The 22,269-nt window shown below is 37.3% G+C and carries 25 protein-coding genes; 14 read left to right on the top strand and 11 right to left on the bottom strand.

The features are described from left to right. Positions 1–2: 2 nt before the first annotated feature. On the bottom strand, positions 3–917 hold the full coding sequence (locus EL165_RS09295; RefSeq protein ID WP_002977635.1) for an alpha/beta hydrolase: 915 nt from the start codon (positions 915–917) through the stop codon (positions 3–5). 170 nt (positions 918–1,087) lie between these two features. Between EL165_RS09295 and EL165_RS09290 the strand changes: the two genes are divergently transcribed. Then, positions 1,088–1,648: a DNA-3-methyladenine glycosylase I gene (locus tag EL165_RS09290; RefSeq protein ID WP_002977636.1), complete on the top strand. Its 561-nt coding sequence runs from the start codon at positions 1,088–1,090 to the stop codon at positions 1,646–1,648. Between the two features lie 104 nt (positions 1,649–1,752). Here EL165_RS09290 and EL165_RS09285 read toward each other — a convergent pair whose 3' ends face one another. Further along, positions 1,753–2,130: a winged helix-turn-helix transcriptional regulator gene (locus EL165_RS09285; RefSeq protein ID WP_002977637.1), complete on the bottom strand. Its 378-nt coding sequence runs from the start codon at positions 2,128–2,130 to the stop codon at positions 1,753–1,755. Between the two features lie 91 nt (positions 2,131–2,221). On the opposite strand from EL165_RS09285, the gene EL165_RS09280 reads away from it, so the two are divergent. After that, positions 2,222–2,752 (top strand): NAD(P)H-dependent oxidoreductase, encoded by a 531-nt coding sequence (locus EL165_RS09280; protein WP_002977638.1) that lies wholly within the window; start codon positions 2,222–2,224, stop codon positions 2,750–2,752. A gap of 42 nt (positions 2,753–2,794) precedes the next feature. On the opposite strand, the gene EL165_RS09275 is transcribed toward EL165_RS09280, so the two are convergent. From EL165_RS09275 to EL165_RS09255, 5 genes are all read right to left on the bottom strand, one after another. Then, a complete protein-coding gene (locus tag EL165_RS09275; RefSeq protein ID WP_002977639.1) occupies positions 2,795–3,247 on the bottom strand; it encodes a hypothetical protein in 453 nt (150 codons plus the stop codon). Next, positions 3,244–3,723 (bottom strand): hypothetical protein, encoded by a 480-nt coding sequence (locus EL165_RS09270; RefSeq protein ID WP_002977640.1) that lies wholly within the window; start codon positions 3,721–3,723, stop codon positions 3,244–3,246. Before EL165_RS09270 ends, EL165_RS09275 begins: the two co-directional genes overlap by 4 nt. Then, positions 3,724–4,227 carry a DUF2199 domain-containing protein gene (locus tag EL165_RS09265; RefSeq protein WP_002977641.1) on the bottom strand — a complete coding sequence of 168 codons (504 nt, stop codon included), beginning with the start codon at positions 4,225–4,227 and terminating at the stop codon, positions 3,724–3,726. It lies immediately after the preceding gene. Between the two features lie 36 nt (positions 4,228–4,263). Beyond that, complete coding sequence (locus tag EL165_RS09260) at positions 4,264–5,850, bottom strand: patatin-like phospholipase family protein (RefSeq protein ID WP_002977642.1); 1,587 nt, start codon at positions 5,848–5,850, stop codon at positions 4,264–4,266. A 97-nt stretch (positions 5,851–5,947) separates the two neighbouring features. Further along, entirely contained in the window at positions 5,948–6,847 is a 900-nt protein-coding gene (locus EL165_RS09255) for a magnesium transporter CorA family protein (protein ID WP_002977643.1), read from the bottom strand. Between the two features lie 73 nt (positions 6,848–6,920). Between EL165_RS09255 and EL165_RS09250 the strand changes: the two genes are divergently transcribed. Next, positions 6,921–7,943, top strand: coding sequence for a 3-oxoacyl-ACP synthase III family protein (locus tag EL165_RS09250; RefSeq protein WP_002977644.1), 1,023 nt, complete (start codon positions 6,921–6,923; stop codon positions 7,941–7,943). A 157-nt stretch (positions 7,944–8,100) separates the two neighbouring features. Here EL165_RS09250 and EL165_RS09245 read toward each other — a convergent pair whose 3' ends face one another. Next, positions 8,101–9,261 carry a thioredoxin family protein gene (locus EL165_RS09245; protein WP_002977645.1) on the bottom strand — a complete coding sequence of 387 codons (1,161 nt, stop codon included), beginning with the start codon at positions 9,259–9,261 and terminating at the stop codon, positions 8,101–8,103. A gap of 301 nt (positions 9,262–9,562) precedes the next feature. Between EL165_RS09245 and EL165_RS09240 the strand changes: the two genes are divergently transcribed. Next, on the top strand, positions 9,563–11,191 hold the full coding sequence (locus tag EL165_RS09240) for an AraC family transcriptional regulator (RefSeq protein ID WP_164720331.1): 1,629 nt from the start codon (positions 9,563–9,565) through the stop codon (positions 11,189–11,191). 318 nt (positions 11,192–11,509) lie between these two features. On the opposite strand, the gene EL165_RS09235 is transcribed toward EL165_RS09240, so the two are convergent. The 3 genes from EL165_RS09235 to pruA all read right to left on the bottom strand — a co-directional run bounded on the left by EL165_RS09235 (position 11,510) and on the right by pruA (position 14,550). Then, positions 11,510–11,719, bottom strand: coding sequence for a hypothetical protein (locus EL165_RS09235; protein ID WP_002977648.1), 210 nt, complete (start codon positions 11,717–11,719; stop codon positions 11,510–11,512). Positions 11,720–12,297: 578 nt separating this feature from the next. Then, entirely contained in the window at positions 12,298–12,519 is a 222-nt protein-coding gene (locus EL165_RS09230; RefSeq protein ID WP_002977649.1) for a hypothetical protein, read from the bottom strand. Positions 12,520–12,924: 405 nt separating this feature from the next. Further along, entirely contained in the window at positions 12,925–14,550 is a 1,626-nt protein-coding gene (pruA, locus tag EL165_RS09225; protein WP_002977650.1) for an L-glutamate gamma-semialdehyde dehydrogenase, read from the bottom strand. Positions 14,551–14,953: 403 nt separating this feature from the next. Here pruA and EL165_RS09220 point away from each other — a divergent pair, with 403 nt between their 5' ends. The 10 genes from EL165_RS09220 to EL165_RS09175 all read left to right on the top strand — a co-directional run bounded on the left by EL165_RS09220 (position 14,954) and on the right by EL165_RS09175 (position 22,222). Beyond that, a complete protein-coding gene (locus tag EL165_RS09220; RefSeq protein ID WP_002977651.1) occupies positions 14,954–15,319 on the top strand; it encodes a hypothetical protein in 366 nt (121 codons plus the stop codon). A 154-nt stretch (positions 15,320–15,473) separates the two neighbouring features. Next, a complete protein-coding gene (gene ureA, locus EL165_RS09215) occupies positions 15,474–15,776 on the top strand; it encodes an urease subunit gamma (protein ID WP_002977652.1) in 303 nt (100 codons plus the stop codon). An 11-nt stretch (positions 15,777–15,787) separates the two neighbouring features. Beyond that, positions 15,788–16,156, top strand: a complete 369-nt coding sequence (ureB, locus tag EL165_RS09210) for an urease subunit beta (protein WP_002977653.1) — start codon at positions 15,788–15,790, stop codon at positions 16,154–16,156. A gap of 1 nt (position 16,157) precedes the next feature. Beyond that, the gene (gene ureC / locus EL165_RS09205) at positions 16,158–17,879 is read left to right on the top strand and encodes an urease subunit alpha (RefSeq protein WP_002977654.1); all 1,722 of its coding nucleotides are present in this window, start codon (positions 16,158–16,160) and stop codon (positions 17,877–17,879) included. Between the two features lie 113 nt (positions 17,880–17,992). Continuing rightward, on the top strand, positions 17,993–18,640 hold the full coding sequence (locus EL165_RS09200; protein ID WP_002977655.1) for a hypothetical protein: 648 nt from the start codon (positions 17,993–17,995) through the stop codon (positions 18,638–18,640). Further along, positions 18,630–19,139 carry an urease accessory protein UreE gene (gene ureE / locus EL165_RS09195; RefSeq protein ID WP_002977656.1) on the top strand — a complete coding sequence of 170 codons (510 nt, stop codon included), beginning with the start codon at positions 18,630–18,632 and terminating at the stop codon, positions 19,137–19,139. The genes EL165_RS09200 and ureE overlap by 11 nt, the downstream gene beginning before the upstream one ends. 1 nt (position 19,140) lies before the next feature. Continuing rightward, positions 19,141–19,830: an urease accessory protein UreF gene (locus EL165_RS09190; protein ID WP_041461647.1), complete on the top strand. Its 690-nt coding sequence runs from the start codon at positions 19,141–19,143 to the stop codon at positions 19,828–19,830. A gap of 127 nt (positions 19,831–19,957) precedes the next feature. After that, complete coding sequence (gene ureG, locus EL165_RS09185) at positions 19,958–20,596, top strand: urease accessory protein UreG (protein ID WP_002977658.1); 639 nt, start codon at positions 19,958–19,960, stop codon at positions 20,594–20,596. Continuing rightward, a complete protein-coding gene (locus EL165_RS09180) occupies positions 20,597–21,385 on the top strand; it encodes an urease accessory protein UreD (RefSeq protein WP_002977659.1) in 789 nt (262 codons plus the stop codon). Positions 21,386–21,520: 135 nt separating this feature from the next. Then, positions 21,521–22,222: a membrane protein gene (locus tag EL165_RS09175; protein ID WP_002977660.1), complete on the top strand. Its 702-nt coding sequence runs from the start codon at positions 21,521–21,523 to the stop codon at positions 22,220–22,222. Positions 22,223–22,269: the final 47 nt, after the last annotated feature.

Here is a 22,269-nt window from a genome sequence, read left to right as displayed (position 1 = left end):
CTTTATTTCAATGTAAGCTTAATAAATTCCAGGAAATCATTCTGTTGATCTACAAATAAATAATGGGAACAGTTATCAATCAGTTTAAAATTTTTCTTTCCCACAATATTTTTAAGATCATCAAGCTGTTTCTCTGAAAATATACCGTCATTTTTACCATACACGGCAAAAACAGGGATTCCTTTTTTCCGGATATTTTTTAAAACTGTAGTATTATCAAGATTATTCAAAGGTTCATTCTGATAAAATGTAAGAGGAGAGTTGGGGTTTCTTATATTGTTTTTATAAAATTCTCCTGCCTGGTATTCCTTTCTCAGCTTTTCACTTTCTGGAGTAGGGTTAGGCATGTCAAAGAAGCCAAGTTTTCCTGCCATTTCATAGCATCTTTTTCTGTATGCAGCAGAATTTTTATCCAGATTTTCTATTGCTGAAATCTCTGTTAGCTGTACAGGATCATTTTTGAAATGTTCTTTTACCTTTTTAAGAATATGGTCATAGGTTTCCTGCTGGGTAAATAAAGCACCTGCAAGAGTCAGCGACTTTACCTTTTCAGGAAATTGTGACGTGAACAGGGTTCCGATAATCCCGCCGAAACTGTGGGCAATAATATTAGCCTTTTTGATATTATATGCGGAATAAATACCTTTTAAATCCTCAAAACTTTCTTTAAATGTCATGGTTGCGTTTTCATCTTTTGAACGTCCTTCACCACGTCTGTCATACACAATGACGTAAAATCCTTTATCAGCAAGTTTTTGCGCTGTAGTTCCTTCAAATAAAGTGGCATTTCCACCCGGTCCGCCATGGATAAAAATAACAGGCGGATTTTTATGTTCACCATAAGCTTTAGAGTATAAATTCTGCGCTTTACAGAACATGGAACCTATCATAAAAAGAATGGAAAACAGTGCTTTCATTTTAATTGTTTTGAGTCGTCTAAACTACTAAATATTCTCTGAGCAAAAGACAATAAAATGATTTGAAATAATATTAAATTTAAAAATTAAAATACTGCTGACGCACTGTTGTCACAATCCTGCTTTATCTTTACAGTCGGAAAGTTTTACAAAACAGAAAATATATTGAAATGAGTTATTGTTTAGCAATAGAAGGAATGCAGCCTGAAAGCAGAAAAGAGCTGCACAAGAATTATCATGACAACTATTATGGGTTTCCTATTCACGATGATAATGAATTGTTCGGAAGATTGATCCTGGAAATCAATCAGGCTGGCTTAAGCTGGGAAACTGTTCTTAAAAAAGAAGAAAGTTTCAGAAAAGCCTATGATAATTTTGATATTCAGAAAATAGCGGCATACACGGAAGAAGACCGGGAAAGATTGCTGAGCGATCCGGGAATTATCAGGAATAAGCTAAAAGTAAATGCTGCGATTGAAAATGCCCAAACAATCATTGAATTGCAAAAGGAATTTGGTTCTTTCGAAAAATGGCTGGAGCATCATCATCCCAAAACATTACAGGAATGGATGAAGCTGTTCAAAAAAACATTCAAATTCACCGGCGGGGAGATTGTAAACGAATTTCTGATGAGCACCGGATATCTTCAGGGAGCCCATCATGAAAGCTGTCCCGTTCACTCAAAAGTACTGGCACAAAAACCTTTGTGGAAAAAAGCTGAGGAAAAGTAGAATAGGGATTATTCTTCAGTTAGCAAGCCTGGATTCTACGGAATGACAAATAGAACTGTCTGACATGTGCATGAATGATGTCATTCCGTAAGAGTCTCATTATTTCAATTATTCTTTAATGTTTCCTTCATCAATTCTTTATGTTCTTTGCCCCATTTTTCAAACTCAAGGATAATGGTGTTCAGTTTATAGCCTATTTCTGTAAGCTCATATTCTACCCTTGGAGGAACTTCTGCGTACACTGTTCTGGTGATGATTTTATCCTCTTCAAGCCTTCGGAGCTGAAGTGTAAGCATGCGTTCAGTAATGTTCTGAAGCTTTTTTCTAAGTTCACCAAACCTCATTTTTCCATTGATCAGATAACAGCATATTGCTAATGCCCATTGTCCTCCGATAATATTGGAAGCGTAAATTTCCGGGCACTCATCAGCAAGCGCTTTTTTATTGGCATAATTGGTTGAGGTTTCTTTGATTTTAGTCATTACTTACATTTTTTATAGTACCATACAATAGGTTGCTAATGTACGAAATGTACGTTACGTGTAGTAATTTTGTAATAGAAATTTAAGCATAATGAAAACATTAGTGATTGTGACGCATCCTGATATAGAAAAATCAGTGATCAATAAAAAATGGATTAATGAGTTAAAAAAATACCCTGAAAAATATACGGTTCATCAGCTATATGAAGCTTACCCTGACGGAAAAATTGATGTAGCTCAGGAACAGAAACTGATGGAATCTTATGATAAAATTGTATTTCAGTTTCCTTTTTACTGGTTCAGCAGTCCGCCGCTTTTAAAACAATGGCTGGATGAAGTGGTTTTGTATGGCTGGGCCTATGGAAGCAACAGCGGTTTTAAGCTGGCCGGAAAGAAAATGACACTGGCTGTTACTGCAGGAATAGATGAAGAAGGGTATAGCAAATCCGGAGAATATAAATATACAATGAAGGAGCTTTTCCGACCTTATGAACTGACTTTCGATTATATAAAAGCCGATTATAAAGAACCATTCGTTTATTATGGAATTGAAAGAGATTCTTCCGATGAATGGATCAACAGAAGTGTTCCGATGTATCTGGAGTTTCTGGATAATTTATAATAATATAAAAAGTAAGTTGAACTTGAATTAAGCGAGTTCAGCTTACTTTTGTATGTATTCAAAAGGTTCTACATTCCAATCCTGAATATATTTCTTTATGGTATTGCTGTCAATGTTAAATGGGACATCCTTATATTTCCAGCCTTTTGAAGGAACTTTTAAATCTATAAGATAATTTTCAATAGAGTAGATGTCGAGAACTTTTGCATTTTTGGGTTTTATAGAATCAAAGATGATGAGAAATTTATCTCCTTTTTTGTAAAAACAACTTGTTGTTTTAAAGTATATTTTATTATCAACCTGATATTTGTAATCTGTTCCTAAACCATTGTTGTTTTTTTGATGCCAGTCTGATATAGCTTCTCCAATGGTGTATTTGGGGCTTTTGAGCAGGTCATTTACCCCCAAATTAGAACTAATTAAACAGAATATGATAAATACAAAAGTGACTATTAAAATAATGATATGAAATTTTTCTGAAATCAATTTTTTCATGCTCCGGTTCTATATTTCTCATTGAACTTCTGCAGATCTATTGCCTGCTCCTGGAAATATTCTTTAAATGTATCTGAAAGATTTATATCTTTAAATTTCACAAGGGTATATCCGCTGTCAAAAGCAATAATTTCTAAAATGCTTTCCTGAATTAAAAAGTGATCAGGTTCCCAAACACTTGTATTTTCAGCAGATAAGACAGAAAAGGCTGAAGTATCAGGTTCAATAGTATTTGGAATGGCTGAAATAATCCCCCAAATGATCTGAGTATTGCTTTGATAGAGCTGTTCAAATTCCGGATGATCCAACACAAAATAATCTTTATCAAAATTAATGGGAAGAGTCTGATCAGATATAAAATCTAAATCCGTCAAAATCCATTTATAAACGGCAAGATTATTCCAAATAGGTTTTAAAACCTCATGAAGATTAGTATGGAATTTTACGTTTTTTGTACTTCTGATAATCCAGTTCATTTATTCCTTATTTAAAACCCGGTTTATTCTTTTCTCTGCTTCTTCTTTTGTAATGCCATTATAAAAATCATATACAAACGGATGCTCATAGCTTTGGTGAGGATAAACAAACGGACGCCCGATAGAATTATTGACTACCACGGTTGTAGGAACACTTTCTTCAAACTCATAATCCGGAAGATAGGTGGAAAGCCATCCGAAATATTCAGCTTCAAATTCCTTATTATCATAGTTTTCAACATATTCATCGAAGTTTTTTTCACTCAGTGAAACCCAGATTCCATAATCCAGATCTCTACAGTCATCCACTACTTCCTGTACAAGTACAGTACGGATAAACCTGTGGGTATCTTCTTCTTCTTTTATGACGCACAGATCTGAGCTGAGTTCTGTATTTTTCAATTCTTCTTCAGATAAACAGGAATAAAAATAAGGGTAAGAATAGGCAATTGCCGGCCAGTCTTCTTTTTCCTCTCCGCAGCATTGGCAGATGTATTTTGTCATTGTATTTTATTTGTAAATGTTGATAAACTTAAATTCCTATCCTACCGTAGGAGTATCCTCTTCCTTCAGTATTTTTTTCTCCTTCATGGTGAGCATCATTCTTTCATATTTATACTTTTCCCAATCAAAGCTGTTGAGAAAATCAAGGGCAGCCTGAAATCCTCTGTTGAAAAGTTCTTCCTTTTCCTCTCTTTTCATAAAGAAATTCAGCCAGCTGCTGGTCCCGCAGTTAACGGTCTGTATGCTGTACAGTTTATAAAAGGTGTGTTTGGTAAGAAATGTTTTATCATTAAATCCTTTCAAGGTACTGATGATATTTCCGGCATAGCTGAACGGTGTTTTAAGGATTTCTTCACTGGTTTTCCCTTTTTCCGAAAGGAGAGCAGAATCACTTGTGAGCTGCACTCCAAAAAGGGGCATTCTCGGATAAAAAACCTCATCCGCATGAAACAGATCAATAGGGAAGTTGGAAATACTGCCGCCATCAATAAAAACTCCTGCAGGATTGATGTCTTCAGGCTTGGTATTCATCCAGTATCGCCAGGCATATTTTACAGAATCGTCGTCTTTATTGATTTGTTTCTGAAAAGGCTCAAAGAAAAAAGGAACAGCCATAGAAGCCCGTACAAATTCTGCCGGACTGATGTGCTTCAGCTCCTCTTCAGACCAGTAAAGGTTAGCCATCGTGGGAAGTTCTACCTTAATTTGAGCATTGATATCGGTGGTAATGACCACATATTCGGATTTGAGAAGGTAAAACGGGTTGTTTTTATAATAATCGTTATTGACAGAGCTTTCGTAGAAAATCCGGTATCGGGTCTGGTCAATGTGCTCCTGATTTTTGATTTTAATCTTTTCGATGCTTTGTAGTGCCATCTGATAATATTCCTGCCCGTTTCCATATCGGTAATTAAGGTTGAGCTCTCTTTCTTTCTGGATAAATTTTTTGTTAAGATGGGCAACTGTTTTGATCCCGAATTGATCCAGCGCATTCTGCATCGTTTTCTGAAAAGTATTTCCGGGATTCAGTCCGCTGTTTTCTTTTCTGAAATTGTTGTAAAGCTTTTTGACACAGAAAAATAAAATAACGGCCGGTATCAGAGGAATCAGAAACATCAGCTTCGCATTCAGGATCGTTGTTGAAGGGGCCAGAAAAGGGATACTGACCAGAATAATAAAAAGGATAGCGGCAATAACAGTATTGATCTTAAAAAAATCCTTGTTGTTCAGCATCGCATGAAGGGTGGTTTTTACATACGTCTTCCCATCCATGAAATCTGAAAAATCCCAGCTGAAAAGGATATTCTTGATCAGCTCACTTTTAGATTCCTCTTTGGTTTTACAGGCTGCAATAAGCATTGTATTAATGGCGCCGGCACTTGTTCCTGCCACTTTCAGAAAACGGATACCGAATATTTCGAGACCGTAAAGATAGCCTACCAATGCGCTTCCCCAGACACCACCACCTTCCTGAACAAACTCCACATACTGATTTCCGGACTGATCCAGAAGATCGGAAAACTCTTTGCCGGAAATATTCTGATGTAAAGCCATCAGCTTTTCTTTGGATGTCTGTGAAAGGGACGGATCTTCAAGAATTTTATTGAGGTTTTCAGCGGTCATGGTATTTTTGTTTTATTGGGATGATGATTAAAAACAACAAATAATCAACGGGCCATATTTGATAGAAGATAGGTTTTGGTGTCAATATAAAATCTGATCACCATTGTTTTCGCCTTACATAAATAAACGTAGTGATCACAACTGTAGCCATTGCTCCCAAAGTTATAAAATAACCATACTTATGATGAAGTTCAGGCATGTTATCGAAATTCATCCCGTAAACCCCGGCAATAAAGGTGATTGGTAAGAAGTAAACGGAATAAATGGCCAGAACCTTCATTACCTGGTTGGCCTTCTGATCTGAAAGCGCCAGGAACATGGAAATAAGGTTGGTGATCTGAATATTCAAATGATCAAAATCCGCCACAACATCTTTATGCTTATCCTTTAAATCAACAAATTCGGAGTCCTGTAAATTCAAGAGTTTAAATTTATCAATAGCATCTGTAGAGATGACCAGTACCCGGGAATTCAGCCCTGACTTTCGTTTCAGTTTATAAAGACGGCGGATCTGGCTGGTATGATTGGTGTTTTTAAGGAAAATCTCGTTTTCAATATTATCCATCGTTTCGAAAAGGCTTAAAGATTCATCATCAAAACTTTTCATAATCAGAATAGCAATCATGAGGGTGATTTGCTGAGGAGTAACGTCCTGCTGAATCAAAGAAACCTTTTTTTTGGTCTCGGTGATACTTCTGGTCTTCATCCTGTGGATGGTAATAATGGTATTTTCAACCAGAAAAATTCCAATCTTGGTACTGATATCACTGATCGTATTCAGATTTTTTCTTTCCAGCTCAGTACTTTCACGGAGCAGGAAGAATTTAACGTTCCCGTCTTCTTCATATTTCGGAAGGTGGTTAGGATCCATCGTATCTTCAAGAAGAAGATTGTTGATTTCATATCTTTCATGAAGAAATTTCAGGTCTTCTACAGTAGGAGCCTCTACATCTACCCATTCGCACTGGGAGGTTCTGTATATCGTATCAATTGGCATAAAGTAAAATTACTAATATTTTGAAAAACTATGTGTTAAATAAGTTTTATCTTTGCCAAAATTAAAAAACTATATGATTAAAAGTACAATAAAAGGTGTGGGATTTTATGTTCCAGATAACGTTGTAACAAATGATGATTTAGCAAAACTGATGACTACCAATGACGAATGGATAACAGAAAGGACAGGCATCAAGGAAAGAAGACACAGAAAAAACAGATATGACTCTCAGGAAACCAGCGCTTATCTGGGGTTTAAAGCTGCAGAAAAAGCTATTCAGAATGCTGGTCTTACCTCAAAAGATATTGATTATATTATCTTTGCCACGCTTTCTCCGGATTATTATTTTCCCGGATGCGGTGTATTGCTTCAGGACATGCTGGGATGTGATACAATCGGAGCATTGGACGTAAGAAATCAATGTTCAGGATTTGTATATTCTATGAGTGTCGCTAATGCATTTATCAAATCAGGAACCTATAAAAATATTCTTGTGGTAGGAGCAGAAGTTCATTCTTTCGGATTAGATTTTTCTGATGAAGGAAGAGGTGTTTCTGTTATCTTCGGAGATGGAGCCGGAGCAATTGTTCTTTCGGCTACAGAAGATGAAAATGCAGGAGATATTTTAGCAATGAATATGCATTCTGAAGGAAAATATGCGGATGATCTTTGTACTCAGTTCCCGGGTTCAAAGTTCGGATGGAGTGACAGGATGAGAAAAGACCCTGAAAATGTAACGAACAAAGAAGTATACCCGATTATGAACGGTAACTTCGTGTTCAAACATGCCGTAACAAGATTCCCGGAAACGATGATGGAAGCCTTGAACAAAGCAGGAAAAACCATTGAAGATCTTGATATGTTCATTCCACACCAGGCGAACCTGAGAATTGCCCAGTTTGTACAGGAAAAATTCGGATTACCAAACGAGAAAGTGTTCAACAACATCCAGAGATACGGAAACACAACAGCAGCTTCTATTCCGATTGCTTTAAGCGAAGCAATTGAGCAGGGAAAAATCAAAAGAGGCGATCTTGTCCTTCTTTCTGCTTTCGGAAGCGGATTTACCTGGGGCAGCGTTCTGTTTGAATACTAAGCGAAACTTTATTTTTCAATTATACCACAACTCAAGAGCTCAATTCCCATATTTTGGAGGGGGCGGAAATTCAAAGAATTTTTGACGGAGTGGTTATACATCATAAAAAAACGCAGAACTCTGTTCTGCGTTTTTTTATTTTGGGTCTAATAATCAATTAAAGGCTTTTCAATAGTTTTTCCGTGTCAGAAGAATCCTGTCCTGTGCTTTTTGCAAGCTCAATAGACTTTTCAGCCCATATTTTTGCATTTTTCTTATCACCTACCTTATTGTAAAGATTGGCTAAAGTATCTGTATTGGCAAAGTTCTGATCTTTTTTTACAGATTCCTGCGCCCATGCAATCGCTTTTTCAAGAGACTCCTTGTTATTTACATTTTCAAAGAAGTTCCATGCAAGGGAATTCAGCTCTTCAGAACCTGCTGCAGAATAATCTTTGTAAAGATCAAGGATTAATTTTTCATATTCAGGAATATCTTTATTCTTTAAAGCTCTGTTGGCTTTCATTCTTTTTAAGATCTTGTCAGCCTCTTCTTTGCTCAGGAATTTCTGGGATTCAGACATAAAATAGCTGTCATTCCATGTTTTGGTATCTGCATTGTATGCTTTTTTGGAAATAGTATTCAGCTTAATATTTTTATCAAACTTTTCATATTTATCTTCCGGGAAGAATTTAACGATATCAGCTTTTTTATCCTGAAAAATCTTGTACAAAGGACTGTCTGTAGTCTGAACCCCTGAAAGAAGCATCTGAATATCTTCCTGATCTAAACTGGCTTTCTGCTGAAAATAACGGTTCATCACTTTACCGGCAAATTCAGCATCATTATACATGGTAAGCCCTGCAAGATTCTTTAAAAATTCGGGGTCTTTTTCTCCGTTTTCAAATTGCTGCTTCAGAGAAGTCAGCCTTTTGTTGGGATCTTCAGCATCTTTTGCAAACTGGATAAAGTCTTTTTCTTCTACATATCCTAAAGTTCTGTGTACCGCTTCACCGTTTCCGTCGATAAACAGGTAAGTAGGGAAGGCTTTTACGTTATATTTTTTGGCAAGCTCAATTCCTTCCCCTTTTTCCATATCAATTTTAGCGTTGATAAAATGGGAATTATAATAATCACCCACAGACTGAAGCGGGAAAATATTTTTAACCATCAGCTTACAAGGTCCACACCATGAGGCATACGCATCAATAAAGACCAGTTTTTTTTCTTTTTTTGCTTTGGCAAGGATAGAGGCAAAATTGCCTTCTTCAAATTTAATTCCCTGTGCCCATGCCAGGGCACCTATAAATATGGAGGAAAGTATTGCTATTTTTTTCATAAAAACTTTTTATTCCCTGCAAATGTAATAAATATGATGACACATGAGCCGTTCATATTGAAAATAATTATACAGGAACTTTAGCTTAAAAACAGAGATCATGTGATATGAAAGATAATCAGTTATTATTTTAGTCTTATTATTAAAATTAATGTAAATAGCTATTTTGTGGTAAATGATTAAATTTCAAGATAATATTTTAATAAAAAATAAAATATCATTAGTTTTGTAAAAAACAAAAAGACACTCCGTGAAAATAATGATGAATTATTATAAAATCAAAATAATAATTTGTTTTTTTATGCCTAGAAGTCTTCTGAAATTTTTGTTTTTGCTGATAACAGCAGTTCCTATATTCGCTCAGAAAAAAAATAACTTTGATCTTATCTGTGAAAGGACTTCTTCCGTCACAGCTCATAAGAATTTACCCAAAGCCATCAAAACTGCCGATTCTCTTTACATGTCAGCTCAAACTCCTGCAGAGAAAATCAGGTGCCTCATCCTTTCTTCAGAACTTTATCACCATGCAGGCGAACTTAAAAAAGCAATTTGTTACAGTGAAAATGCACATTCGGTAATTAATAAGATTAATGATCCTCAGGAGATGACCGTGGTAACCAGATTACTTGCGAGGCAGTATAGACAGGTAGGGTTATACGAAAGGTCAAAAAAATACATTCTGAAAGGACTTGAAGCTGCCGATAGAATCAATGATTTTCAAAAGAGTAATGAGGCGGCAGGATTGCTGAATCAGGAAATGGCATTTTATGAAATGGAGATGGGGAATTATTTCAATGCCATACAGTATATCGAATCTTCTCTGAAAAATTTTGAAAAAATAAACAGTGATAAAGAAAACAGTACTGCGGCTGCTTCTTATCAGCTATTGGGGGATGTTTATTTTAAACTCAATGACTACGCTGTTTCTGAAAACTATTATAGAAAAGCAGAAGGCTTGCTTAAAGGAGGAAGCTGTACGCTGGGTTTGGTGTATAACGGATTGGGGGGAATCCGTCTTAAGCAGAAAAACTGGAAAGATGCTGAATTCTATCTTAAAAAGGCAGAGAAAATTGCAGATACATCCCGGAGTCTTAAGCTTAAAAAAGCAGTGTATTCCAATATTAATGATTATTATGAAGGAACGGGAGATAATTTTAAGGCCTCATTGTATGCAGTGAAATATGTACGTGCCTATGACAGTATTGCAGCCCGCAATCAGAGTTTTACAATGAAAGCCTTCGATGGTTCAAAAGGAAAAACTAATAATAAAAAGAACGGGCAGATGAACAGCGTAAAAAATGCGGCTATTGTAATTCTCTTTATTTCACTGGTCGGTCTGCTCATTTTTATCAGAAGAAAGCAGAAAAAACAGCGCTCAAAATTACGAAACATGATGAGGGCCCAGTTTAATACAGTCGGCGGCAGAAATCATTATCCTTTACAACAACCTGACTCTGAGTTCTCTAATATATCTGTAGAAGAAATTGATGACAAAGAATCTGAAGCAGACCGCAGAAGAAATGATTCTCTGATGACTTCAGAAACAGAATCAAAGTTGCTTGAACTCCTTGAAGACTTTGAAAGAGGGAATCTTTATAACAATAAAGGCATGTCTCTTTCCTTTCTTGCCGGTGAACTGAATACCAATACAAAATATCTGTCTTATGTCATTAATCAGCATAAAAGTGCAGATTTCAAAACATATATCAACCGTTTACGGATTAATTATATCGTAGATAAGCTCATTAATGATGAAAAGTACAGACAGTATAAAATAAGTATCCTTGCTGATGAATGCGGGTTCTCTTCTCACAGTAAATTCGCATCGGTTTTCAAAGCGATTACGGACTATTCCCCATCTGCCTATATCAAATATCTGGATAAGGAAAACCAATATGATAAAGATGTTCATTTTCCCGAAAATGATTAAAAATGGCTGTTTTTTTAATTTCTATCTTGTCATTTTCATGAAAATGAACAACCTATTGTTTTCAAGAAACGCCTTTCTATCATATATTTGTGCCAGTTTCACAGGACAGGACATTCCTGATACTTCTTATCGCTTTTTATTCCGCTTTCTGAATTAAGGTCATTATAAGTGAAACAACAAATCCTCTTTTTAATCTTTTAAGGAAATATTCTGTATCAGAATATCAACCATATTTTATAATCGGGGTTGATTGCCCGGTTTTTTTTCAGTCAAGTTTTTTTAAGTGCAAATCCACAGAAAGTCTGTGGATTTGTGATTTTATTTAACTTTTGTGCTGTCGGTTTTTATTTTTGATGTATCTGCAGTTGCCGGTGAAGGTATGGAATTGGCGACCGCAGAATCACCCATTCTGTTTCTTAAGGAATCTTTGTTGTGGGCTTCCTTGTACTCCTCTCTTTTTTCTTTGTTTTGAGCACAGCTTCCAAGAAAAAGAAGTCCAAGAACTGCTCCTATCCATAATTTTCTCATTGTAGTATATTTTAATGTTTGGTATTAATCAAATGTAGGAATTTAATTAAAAAGATAAAAGATAAAAGATAAAAGATAAAAGATAAAAGATAAAAGATAAAAGATAAAAGATAAAAGATAAAAGATAAAAGATAAAAGATAAAAGATATTCTCATTAAACAACTACTTTACATTTGGATGTCAAATACCAAAAGGAATTTCTTCTGTTTTTAATTTTTCATCAGGTTTTGTAGGATTAATAATGGGTTAGATTCCTACGGAATGGCAAGGACTGATTGTATCATGTATTTGGTGCTGCTTAATTCTTTTTATCATTCCGAAGGAATCTATATAACGTTATTTTCAACAAGTTTGAAGAATAAACGATTTTTTCATTAAGCTATTATTTGTCAGGATATCAATAGAAGTGGGCTTTAGCCCACTAACACTATAATCAAGATTCATCCAGCTTAAGCCAAATCTAATTTTCTCATCCTATAATTAAAATTAAACCACTTATCCTTTAACTTTTTATCATAAAAAAATCTGCAGCGCTTTCATCTGCAGATTTTCCATGTTAAGTTAAACGTATATAAATACTATTTGGCAGGAGACGTTGCCATAGAATCCCTTTTTATCTTGATAGTGTCAGGATTCGTCATTTTTGTAGTCATGGTATCAGTAGTTGTAGGCGGTATACTTTTTTGTGCACTGTCTACTGTTGCTGAATCACGATTACTTGTTGACATTGTCGATTCTTTGGTTCCACAGCTCACTGCAAATATTCCTATTCCGATGGCTGTTAGCAATAACTTTTTCATATTATTTTATTTTGGGGTGTGTAATAACGAAAAATCAACAATTATTCCTAACAGGGACTTTAGAATCGTAAAATATAGGTAAAGTTTGTTAAAAGATGTTAGGTAGCAGGTAGTAGATTGTAGGAGTTAGGAATTAGAGTGAGAGAGTAGGAGAATAGATGGGTTAGTGAGTGTAGGACATTGTGTATTAAGTATTGGAGGACTAAAAATGTATTTTATGGATACAGTAACCTTAAACCTTAAACCATAAACCTTGAACTTTTAACACCACCCATAACCCGGAACCCGAACCGGAACCCGGAACCCGAAACCGCATTACTCCACAAAAAAGCCCCGAAACCGAAATTCCGAGGCTTTATATGAAGAACAGACTATGATTACTCATTGCCCATTACTTATTACTTATTATCCTAGGTATGGATATTTGTAGTTTTTCGGAGAAACAAAAGTTTCTTTTACGCTTCTTACAGAAACCCATCTCAGAAGATTCATTTTAGAACCTGCTTTGTCATTTGTTCCTGAAGCTCTACCACCACCGAAAGGTTGCTGTCCTACTACAGCACCAGTTGGTTTATCATTGATGTAGAAGTTACCTGATGCATTTTCTAAAGCTTTATAAGCTTCGTTAATTGCGTAACGGTCTTGTGAGAACACAGAACCAGTCAATGAATAAGGAGAAGTAGAATCTACCAGCTTAAGTGTTTCTTTCCAGTCTTGATCTTCATATACATAGATTGATAAGATTGGACCGAAGATTTCTTCCACCATACTTTCATAATGAGGATTTGTAGTTTCGATTACCGTTGGGTGTACAAACCATCCTTTAGAATCATCATATTTTCCGCCGATAGCTACCGTAGCTTCACCGGAAGCGTTCGCTCTGTCAATATATCCTTTACATTTTTCGAAAGAATTTTTGTCGATTACAGCGTTTACAAAGTTAGAAGTATCTTCAGGAGAACCGATTTTAATTGTGCTCATCTGATCTTCCATTACCTTTTTCACATCAGCCCAAAGAGATTTAGGAATATAAGCTCTTGACGCTGCAGAACATTTTTGCCCCTGATATTCGAAAGCTCCTCTTACCAATGCAGTAGCTACAGCCTCTACGTTCGCAGACGGGTGAGCAATTACAAAGTCTTTACCCCCTGTTTCTCCAACGATTCTTGGATATGTTCTGTAGTTATGAATATTGTCACCGATCATTTTCCACATTCCCTGGAATACTTTTGTAGAACCGGTAAAGTGAAGACCTGCAAAATCCGGGTGAGCCAATACTTTCTCAGCAGTTTCTTTTCCGTCTGTAAAGATCATGTTGATAACACCCGCAGGAAGACCCGCTTCTGTTAATACATCCATGATTACTTTTGCAGAATATACCTGCTTGTCAGACGGCTTCCAAACTACTACGTTTCCTAGCATGGCCATACAAGTCGGAAGGTTTCCTGAAATCGCAGTAAAGTTGAAAGGAGTTACTGCAAAGCAGAATCCTTCTAATGGTCTGTACTCAACACGGTTCCAGATTCCGTTGTCAGAAACCGGCTGTTCAGCATACATTTCTGTCATGAACTCTACGTTGAATCTTAAGAAGTCGATAAACTCACAAGCAGAATCAATTTCAGCCTGGTGTACGTTTTTAGACTGCCCGATCATTGTTGCAGCATTAATCACATCTCTGTAAGGACCCGCCAAAAGATCAGCTGCCTTTAAGAAAATTGCTGCACGCTGTTCCCAGCCTAGTTCATTCCATTCTTTTTTAGCTGCCAATGCCGCGTTGATAGCGTCATCCACATGCTGCATACCACCCTGGTAATAGAATCCGAAGTCATGAGCATGATCCTGTGGAGACTGAAGCTGCACTTTTGTATCAGTTTTTACTTCCTTTCCGTTGATGATCATTGGAATTTCTACCTTTTCAGCCCACATTTTTTTATACGTGGCAATAAGGCTTTTAACTTCCGGAGACCCCGGTTCATATGAATTCACCGGCTCGTTTACCGCTAATGGTACTTGCGAAATTGCTTTTGACATATTACGTTTTATTATTTTATTAAATTAAAGATGTGTATACAAATTTACGATAATTATAAGGAAAGAAAAAATACCGCCTTATTTTGTGAAATAAACTTAATTGTTAATTAATCCTTGGTAAATAATATTTTTTGAACCAATATAATTGATAATAAAACATGTATTAATCTTGTTTTCTAAATAGAAGAAAAAGATAAGGCGAATATTCATAGTTATAGGAATAAGGACAAAAAAATATTTGTCATAGTTCATAAAGAGTGCTTATGTGCTGTAAATAAAGGATTTGTGATTGAATGTTAAAAATACATAAAATTGCATTTGTTGCGATTTTGAACATTTTAAATAATTTTTTTGATAGCCGGGACTTTCAGATTGTTCTAATTTTACAGCATTATTAACAGGTATGAAAAAAAGAGTCTTATTTTTCTCTTTTGTGATATTTTTCTCAGCGTTATGTGCAGGTCTTTTTGCACATAAGGGAAAAGCTCAGCCATACTCTGATATCCTTTCAAAAATTCATCTTCTTCAGCAGAAATCTGATCAACAGACCCATCCTGAAATGTACAGTTTTTCAGATGTGCAGGATGTTCAGGATTCCAATGACTGGGAGAAAGTGAAATTTGATTACTCAGTGCTTGCGCAGCAGTGGTTATACTACTTCTTTGCCGGCTACACTTACAGTACAAAGGTTGCGGCCGTTCAAAACCGTATTTATATTACAGCACCAAGGTACATCCTGTATCATTCCCTGCAGATTGCGGGCTGCTAATTCCTTTTTTAAATCGTAATGACTTTTATGGTTTGTATTGATGTGAATACAGATCCGTAAAAATCGTTTTCACACTTTACATTTTTAAATATTTCTATTTGCCTTACAAAAGGTGAACAGGATTCTCTTTGTCCAATTTTAAATAAAAAATACTATGCACTTAACACCGAGAGAAACGGAAAAGCTTATGCTGTTTCTGGCAGGCGAACTCGCTCTGAAAAGAAAGGCAAGAGGCCTTAAATTAAACTACCCTGAATCCATAGCACTCATCAGCCACTTCCTGCTTGAAGGTGCAAGAGATGGAAAAAAAGTAGCCGAACTGATGCAGGAAGGCGCTAATCTCCTTACTAAAGAGGATGTAATGCCCGGAGTGGCAGAAATGATCCACGATGTTCAGATTGAAGCCACGTTCCCGGACGGGACGAAGCTGGTAACCGTACACAATCCAATCCGTTAATACCTATTCATATGATACCAGGAGAAATTTTTGTAAAAGAAGGGACCATTATCTGCAATGAAGGCAGAGAAACGGTAAAAATAAAAGTAACCAATACAGGAGACCGTCCTATTCAGGTAGGTTCACACTTCCACTTTTTTGAAGTTAACAAAGCGATGAGCTTTGACCGGGAAAAAGCTTTTGGAAAGAGACTGAATATTGTAGCAAGTACTGCAGTGCGTTTCGAGCCGGGAGAAGAAAAAGAAGTGGAGCTGGTAGAAATAGGAGGAACAAAAAAAGCAGTGGGCTTCAATAATCTTGTTGACGGACAGGTAGATTCCGAAGAACAGAAAAAAGCGAGCCTTGCAAAAGTTGAAGAGTTAAACTTTAAAAATCACTAAGATGAGCTTACACGTAGACAGAAAACAATACGCTAATATATTAGGTCCTACAGCCGGAGACAAAATCAGGCTCGGAGACACTGAAATTATCATTGAGATCGAAAAAGATTTCACCCACTACGGAGACGAAGCGGTTTTCGGAGGCGGAAAAACCGTTCGTGACGGGATGGGACAGAATGTTACGGCGAAAAGAGATGAAGGTGTTTTGGACCTTTGTATCACAGGTGCAGTAATCATTGACCACTGGGGAATTGTAAAGGGAGATATCGGAATCAAAGATGGAAAAATCGTAGGAATCGGAAAGGCTGGAAACCCTGATACCATGGATGGTGTATCTCCTAATATGATTATCGGAGCTTCTACAGAAGTCCATGGAGGAAAAGGATATATCGTAACAGCGGGAGGAATTGATACTCACATTCATTACATCTGCCCTCAACAGATCGAAACCTCTTTGTATAGCGGAATCACAACAATGATCGGTGGAGGAACAGGTCCCAATGACGGAACTAATGCTACGACAGTAACTCCGGGAAAATTCAATATGCAGAAAATGCTTGAAGCAGCAGAAGAATATCCTATGAACCTTGGTTTCTTCGGAAAAGGAAACTGTTCAGCTGAAGAACCTATTGAAGAACAGGTGGAAGCCGGAGCTTTGGGAGTAAAAATCCACGAAGATTGGGGAGCAACTCCTGCAACGATTGATGCAGCATTGAAAGTAGCCGATAAATATGACGTTCAGGTGGCTATCCATACAGATACATTGAATGAAGGAGGTTTTCTTGAAGATACGATGAGAGCAATCAACGGAAGAGTAATCCACACCTTCCACACAGAAGGAGCGGGTGGAGGCCACGCGCCGGACATCATTAAAGCAGCCATGTATCCGAATGTATTGCCGGCTTCTACAAACCCTACACGTCCTTACACTATCAATACAATTGATGAACATTTGGATATGCTGATGGTGTGCCACCATTTGAGTAAAAACATTCCTGAGGATGTAGCGTTTGCAGACTCACGCATCCGTCCTGAAACCATTGCTGCAGAAGATATTCTTCATGATATGGGAGTTTTCAGCATCATGAGTTCAGACTCTCAGGCGATGGGAAGACCAGGGGAAGTGATTACCAGAACATGGCAGACTGCAAGCAAAATGAAAGAGCAGAGAGGTGATCTGGCTGAAGATAAAGATAGCGGAAATGACAATTACCGGGCCAAAAGATATGTGGCTAAATATACCATCAACCCGGCCATTGCCCATGGTATTTCAGAATATGTAGGATCAGTTGAGGAAGGAAAATTAGCTGATTTAGTAATCTGGAAACCTGCACTATTCGGAGTAAAACCGGAAATGATTGTAAAAGGAGGATTTGTAATCGCTGCTAAAATGGGAGATCCTAATGCATCCATTCCAACCCCTCAGCCGATTATTTACAGAAACATGTTTGGAGCACACGGAAAAGCTAAGTTCGGAACTTGTGCCAACTTCGTTTCGCAGATTTCTATTGATAACGGAACCATTGCTTCTTACGGATTAGAGAAAATGATCCTTCCGGTAAAAAACTGTAGAAATATCGGTAAAAAAGACCTTATCCATAACGATAAGACACCTTTAATTGAAGTGAATCCTGAAAACTATAAAGTAACAGTAGATGGTGAATACATCACATGCGAACCGGCAGAAAAACTTCCTTTAACACAGTTGTATTACTTGTTCTAAGATAAACTTTATGCATAAAACCTGACAGGTTTCAAAAGCCTGTTAGGTTTATTCAACAACAAAAAAAGATTTATCAGACCCTATTTTAAAACAATTACAGAACTACGTTTACAATGAAATATTTAAATAAAACAGTTTTTTCTCTTGCTGTAGCCGGAATTTCTATGCTTTCAGGGAATGTAAGCGCTCAATTTCTGGGCGGGCACAGGCTTAAAAGTGATGAAGACGGACCAAAAGGGCAATTCATGGTTTATGGCTCGTTGGATTACTCAAAAATCACTACCCCATCAAGCAGCAGCAGTACCGTTTCCAGTGCACCGCTTGGATTGGGTTATTTTATCAATAATAATGATCTTGTCGGGGTTAATTATGCCTACTCGCAGAATACGGTTGATCACAATGTAGTTTACAAACAGAATGAAGCGGGAATCTGGTATAGTCCTTCATTAATGCTTGGAAAATACTTTGTATTGATAGGGCAGGTAGATGCTCATTATGTTTGGGGACAGCAATTGTCAACAGCGGCTGATGCGATGCAGAACTTTAATGGATTCCGCCTTCGTGCTTATCCCTTGATTGGAATATTACTTGGAGGAGGATGGGCACTGAAATTCAAATTTGCAGAACTGTCCATGCTTCAGACCAAAACAAAAGAAGAAGGCTGGACGAAAAGCTATATAGCAGGAATCAGCGGTTCAACATTCGGGGTAGGAATCTCCAAAAACTTAGACTTCAGAAAAAAATCCAACAATGATCATTAATCAAATCATAGGCAATCTTGCTGAAAATCCTACGGACAAAACCATAGATTATCTTGATCTGGAATGGTTTGAAACCACCAAAAGAATCCAGCGCAAAAAAACCAGACAGGGAACTGATGTTGCCATCAAATTTCTCAGAGAAGGACAGCGCTTACGTGAAGGAGATATTCTTTTTGAGGATGCGGAAAAAATAATTGCAATCAATGTTCTGGAAACAGAAACCATTGTGATGTCGCCCACTTCACTGCTTGAAATGGGTACCGTATGTTATGAGATCGGAAACAAACATATTCCGCTTTTCATTCAGAATGATAAAGTATTGCTTCCTTTTGAAATGCCGATGTTCAGATGGCTGGAGGCAAGCGGTTTTAAGCCGGAAAAACAATCTGTGAAACTGCTGAATCTTCTTAAATCCAATGTAGAGCCCCACGGGCACGGAAGTCTTGGATCCACAATTTTTACCAAAATCTTAAAAATGGCAGCCCCGAAAGATGAATAGCATGAATATAAATTTTCTGTCAGGTTTGCTTCATTTGGCGGATCCTACACTTCCGATCGGCGGATATACGCATTCCAACGGACTTGAAACTTACGTGCAGGAAAGAATTGTACATAATGTAGATACAGCGAAACAGTTTGTACAGAATATGCTTCAGTACAATCTTAAATTCAATGACGGAGCTTTTGTAAAGCTGGCTTATGAAGCAGCAGAAAAGGGAGATTTAAAGCAGCTTTTAGAACTGGATAATGAATGTAATGCGATCAAATGTCCCAAGGAAATCCGCCAGGCCAGTCAGAAATTAGGATTAAGGCTGATTAAGATATTCAAAAGAAGAGAGCGTTTTCCTCTGATGGAAGCATTCGAAAAAGCAATTCAAAACAGGGAGGCCAATTCTCATTACTGTATTGTTTTTGGAGTCTATGCCTGTTTAATGAAAATTCCTTTGTATGAAGCTCTTTTAGGGTTCTATTACACTTCGGTTGCAGGAATGATCACCAATGCTGTAAAGCTGGTTCCTCTTGGACAGCTGGACGGACAGGATATCCTTTTTTCTCTTTACCCTGTGATGGAAAAAACAGCTTTAGAAACAATAGAACTGGACAGAGACATGGTAGGGCTTTGTAATACAGCCTTTGACATCCGATGTATGCAGCACGAAAGATTGTACTCAAGACTTTATATGTCCTAAAAAGATAAAAGGTAAAAGAGCAAATTGGCGAATTGCTCTCTGCTGAGTGAAACGCCCTTGCGATCGAAAAATATTCACAATCAAAAAAACTTAGCTCACATAGCGTTAAAAATAAAATTTAAATAAAATGGAAAACAGAAAATACATAAAAGTAGGAGTGGCAGGACCTGTAGGTTCAGGAAAAACTGCATTACTAGAAAGATTAAGCAGAAAATTATTCGGCACGTATGACCTTGGAGTTATTACCAATGATATTTATACAAAAGAAGACGCGGAATTTATGGCAAAAAACAGTCTTCTTCCCCATGACAGAATTATCGGGGTAGAAACAGGAGGATGCCCACACACAGCCATCCGTGAAGATGCGAGTATGAACCTTGAAGCGGTAGATGAGCTGGCAGCACGTTTCCCGGAAATCGAGCTGGTTCTTATTGAAAGTGGAGGGGACAACCTTTCAGCGACATTCAGTCCGGACCTTGCAGACGTTACTATTTTCATTATTGACGTAGCAGAAGGAGAAAAAATCCCTAGAAAAGGAGGACCTGGGATTACAAGATCAGATTTATTGATCATCAACAAAATTGACCTTGCCCCTTATGTAGGAGCCAGCCTTGAGGTGATGGAAAATGACGCCAGAAGAATGAGAAAAGGAAATCCTTTCGTCTTCACCAACCTGAAAACAGATGAAGGACTGGACAAAGTAATAGGTTGGATTAAAAAATATGCCCTTTTAGAAGAAGTTGAAGAACCGAATCTGGTAAGATAAATGGACAGTCATTTAAAAATTATTGCAGGATTCAAGGGAGGAGAATCCTATGTAAAAGATCTTTATGTCTCGCTTCCTTTCAGGGTAGTCTCTGTAGGACAGCGAAAAGATGACAAAAAGCTCTATCAGATGGTAATGAGCTCCTCCCCGGGAATTCTGGATGGAGACCACTATCATTTGGATGTTACGCTTGAAAAAGGAGCCGCGCTTCAGCTGCAGTCACAATCTTATCAAAGGCTTTTCAACATGCAGGACAAAGCGCTTCAGGAACTCAATGTCTCTATGGGAGATGAAACTTCTTTTGCTTATGTTCCTCATCCTATCGTTCCTCACGAAGATTCCAATTTTAAGAGTAAAGCGAAGATTCATATCGGGAACAAAAGCCAGATCATCATCAGTGAGATCATTACCTGCGGAAGAAAACATTATGGAGAAGTCTTTAAACTGAAGCGTTTTCAGAATGTAATGGAAATCTATCACAACAATAAGCTGGTTGTAAAAGATAATGTCTTGATTCAACCTGATATGATCCCGATCAGCAGCATCGGAAATCTGGAACAGTATACCCATCAGGGAACTCTGATCTTCTACAGTACGAAGGAAAATGTAGACAAAAACGGATTGGTTGAAAAAATAGTTGAAGCATCCGCGCAGCATCATGAACAAATGGAAGTAGGGGTTTCTGCAATGGATGACAATGGTTTTGTAGTAAGAGCTCTGGGACATGGAGGAGAATTGATGTACAACTTCTTCCTGCATATTCAGGAAATCCTTTGGTCTTTAGAATAAAAATTAAAATGATTCTTTATTTAAGTTACAGAGAAAATATTCAATAGAGGCGGGCTTTAGCAATACTAAAGATATGCTTCCATTGGCTTTAGCCAAAACTTAATAGAGAACAGAACAGCAATAGATAAATAGAAAATGGACAGTACAGTTTGGGCACTTCTTTTAAGCGCCGTTTCAATAAGTTTTATACACACTGCTTCAGGGCCGGATCATTACCTGCCATTCATAGTGATCTCAAAATCTAAAAAATGGAGCGGAATGAAAACCGCAGTATTAACGGTTGTTTGTGGACTCGGTCATGTATTGAGCTCCCTGATTTTAGGTTTTATCGGGGTGTTTCTAGGGTGGCAGCTGAATAAGATTTCATGGTTTCAGGATATCAGAGGGAATTTTTCTGGATGGGCACTGCTGATTTTCGGAGGCGTTTATCTGATATATGGTCTCATTCAGGCAATCAGAAATAAACCTCACAAACATTTTGACGTGATGGGTGATGATGTCTATGTATATGAACATAATCACAGCGAAGTGGTAATGCCTCAGAAAAGAATAAAAGTAACCCCGCTTGTATTGTTCATGATTTTCGTGATGGGGCCCAGTGAGCCTTTGATTCCCTTGTTGTTTTATTCAGGAGTAAAACACTCAATGTCTGAAATTGCCGTATTGGTAATTTCTTTTACTGCAACTACAGTATTAACCATGCTTGGAATGGTTCTTCTGGGACGCTATGGATATTCAACATTATTCAATACCGAAAAACTGGAAAGATATATGGGAGTGGTAAGCGGAGCTGTAGTTACTGTTTGTGGTGTCGGAATGGTCTTTCTTGGATGGTAAAAGGGTTTTGGGTTTCGTGTGGTAGAGTTTGAGGGTAAGAGAGTTGA

Origin of the sequence: Chryseobacterium gleum, assembly GCF_900636535.1 — a bacterium.
GTDB classification, from domain to species: domain Bacteria; phylum Bacteroidota; class Bacteroidia; order Flavobacteriales; family Weeksellaceae; genus Chryseobacterium; species Chryseobacterium gleum.
Note: the sequence above shows the minus strand (reverse complement) of the source record. Positions and strands in the feature narration are given on the sequence as shown.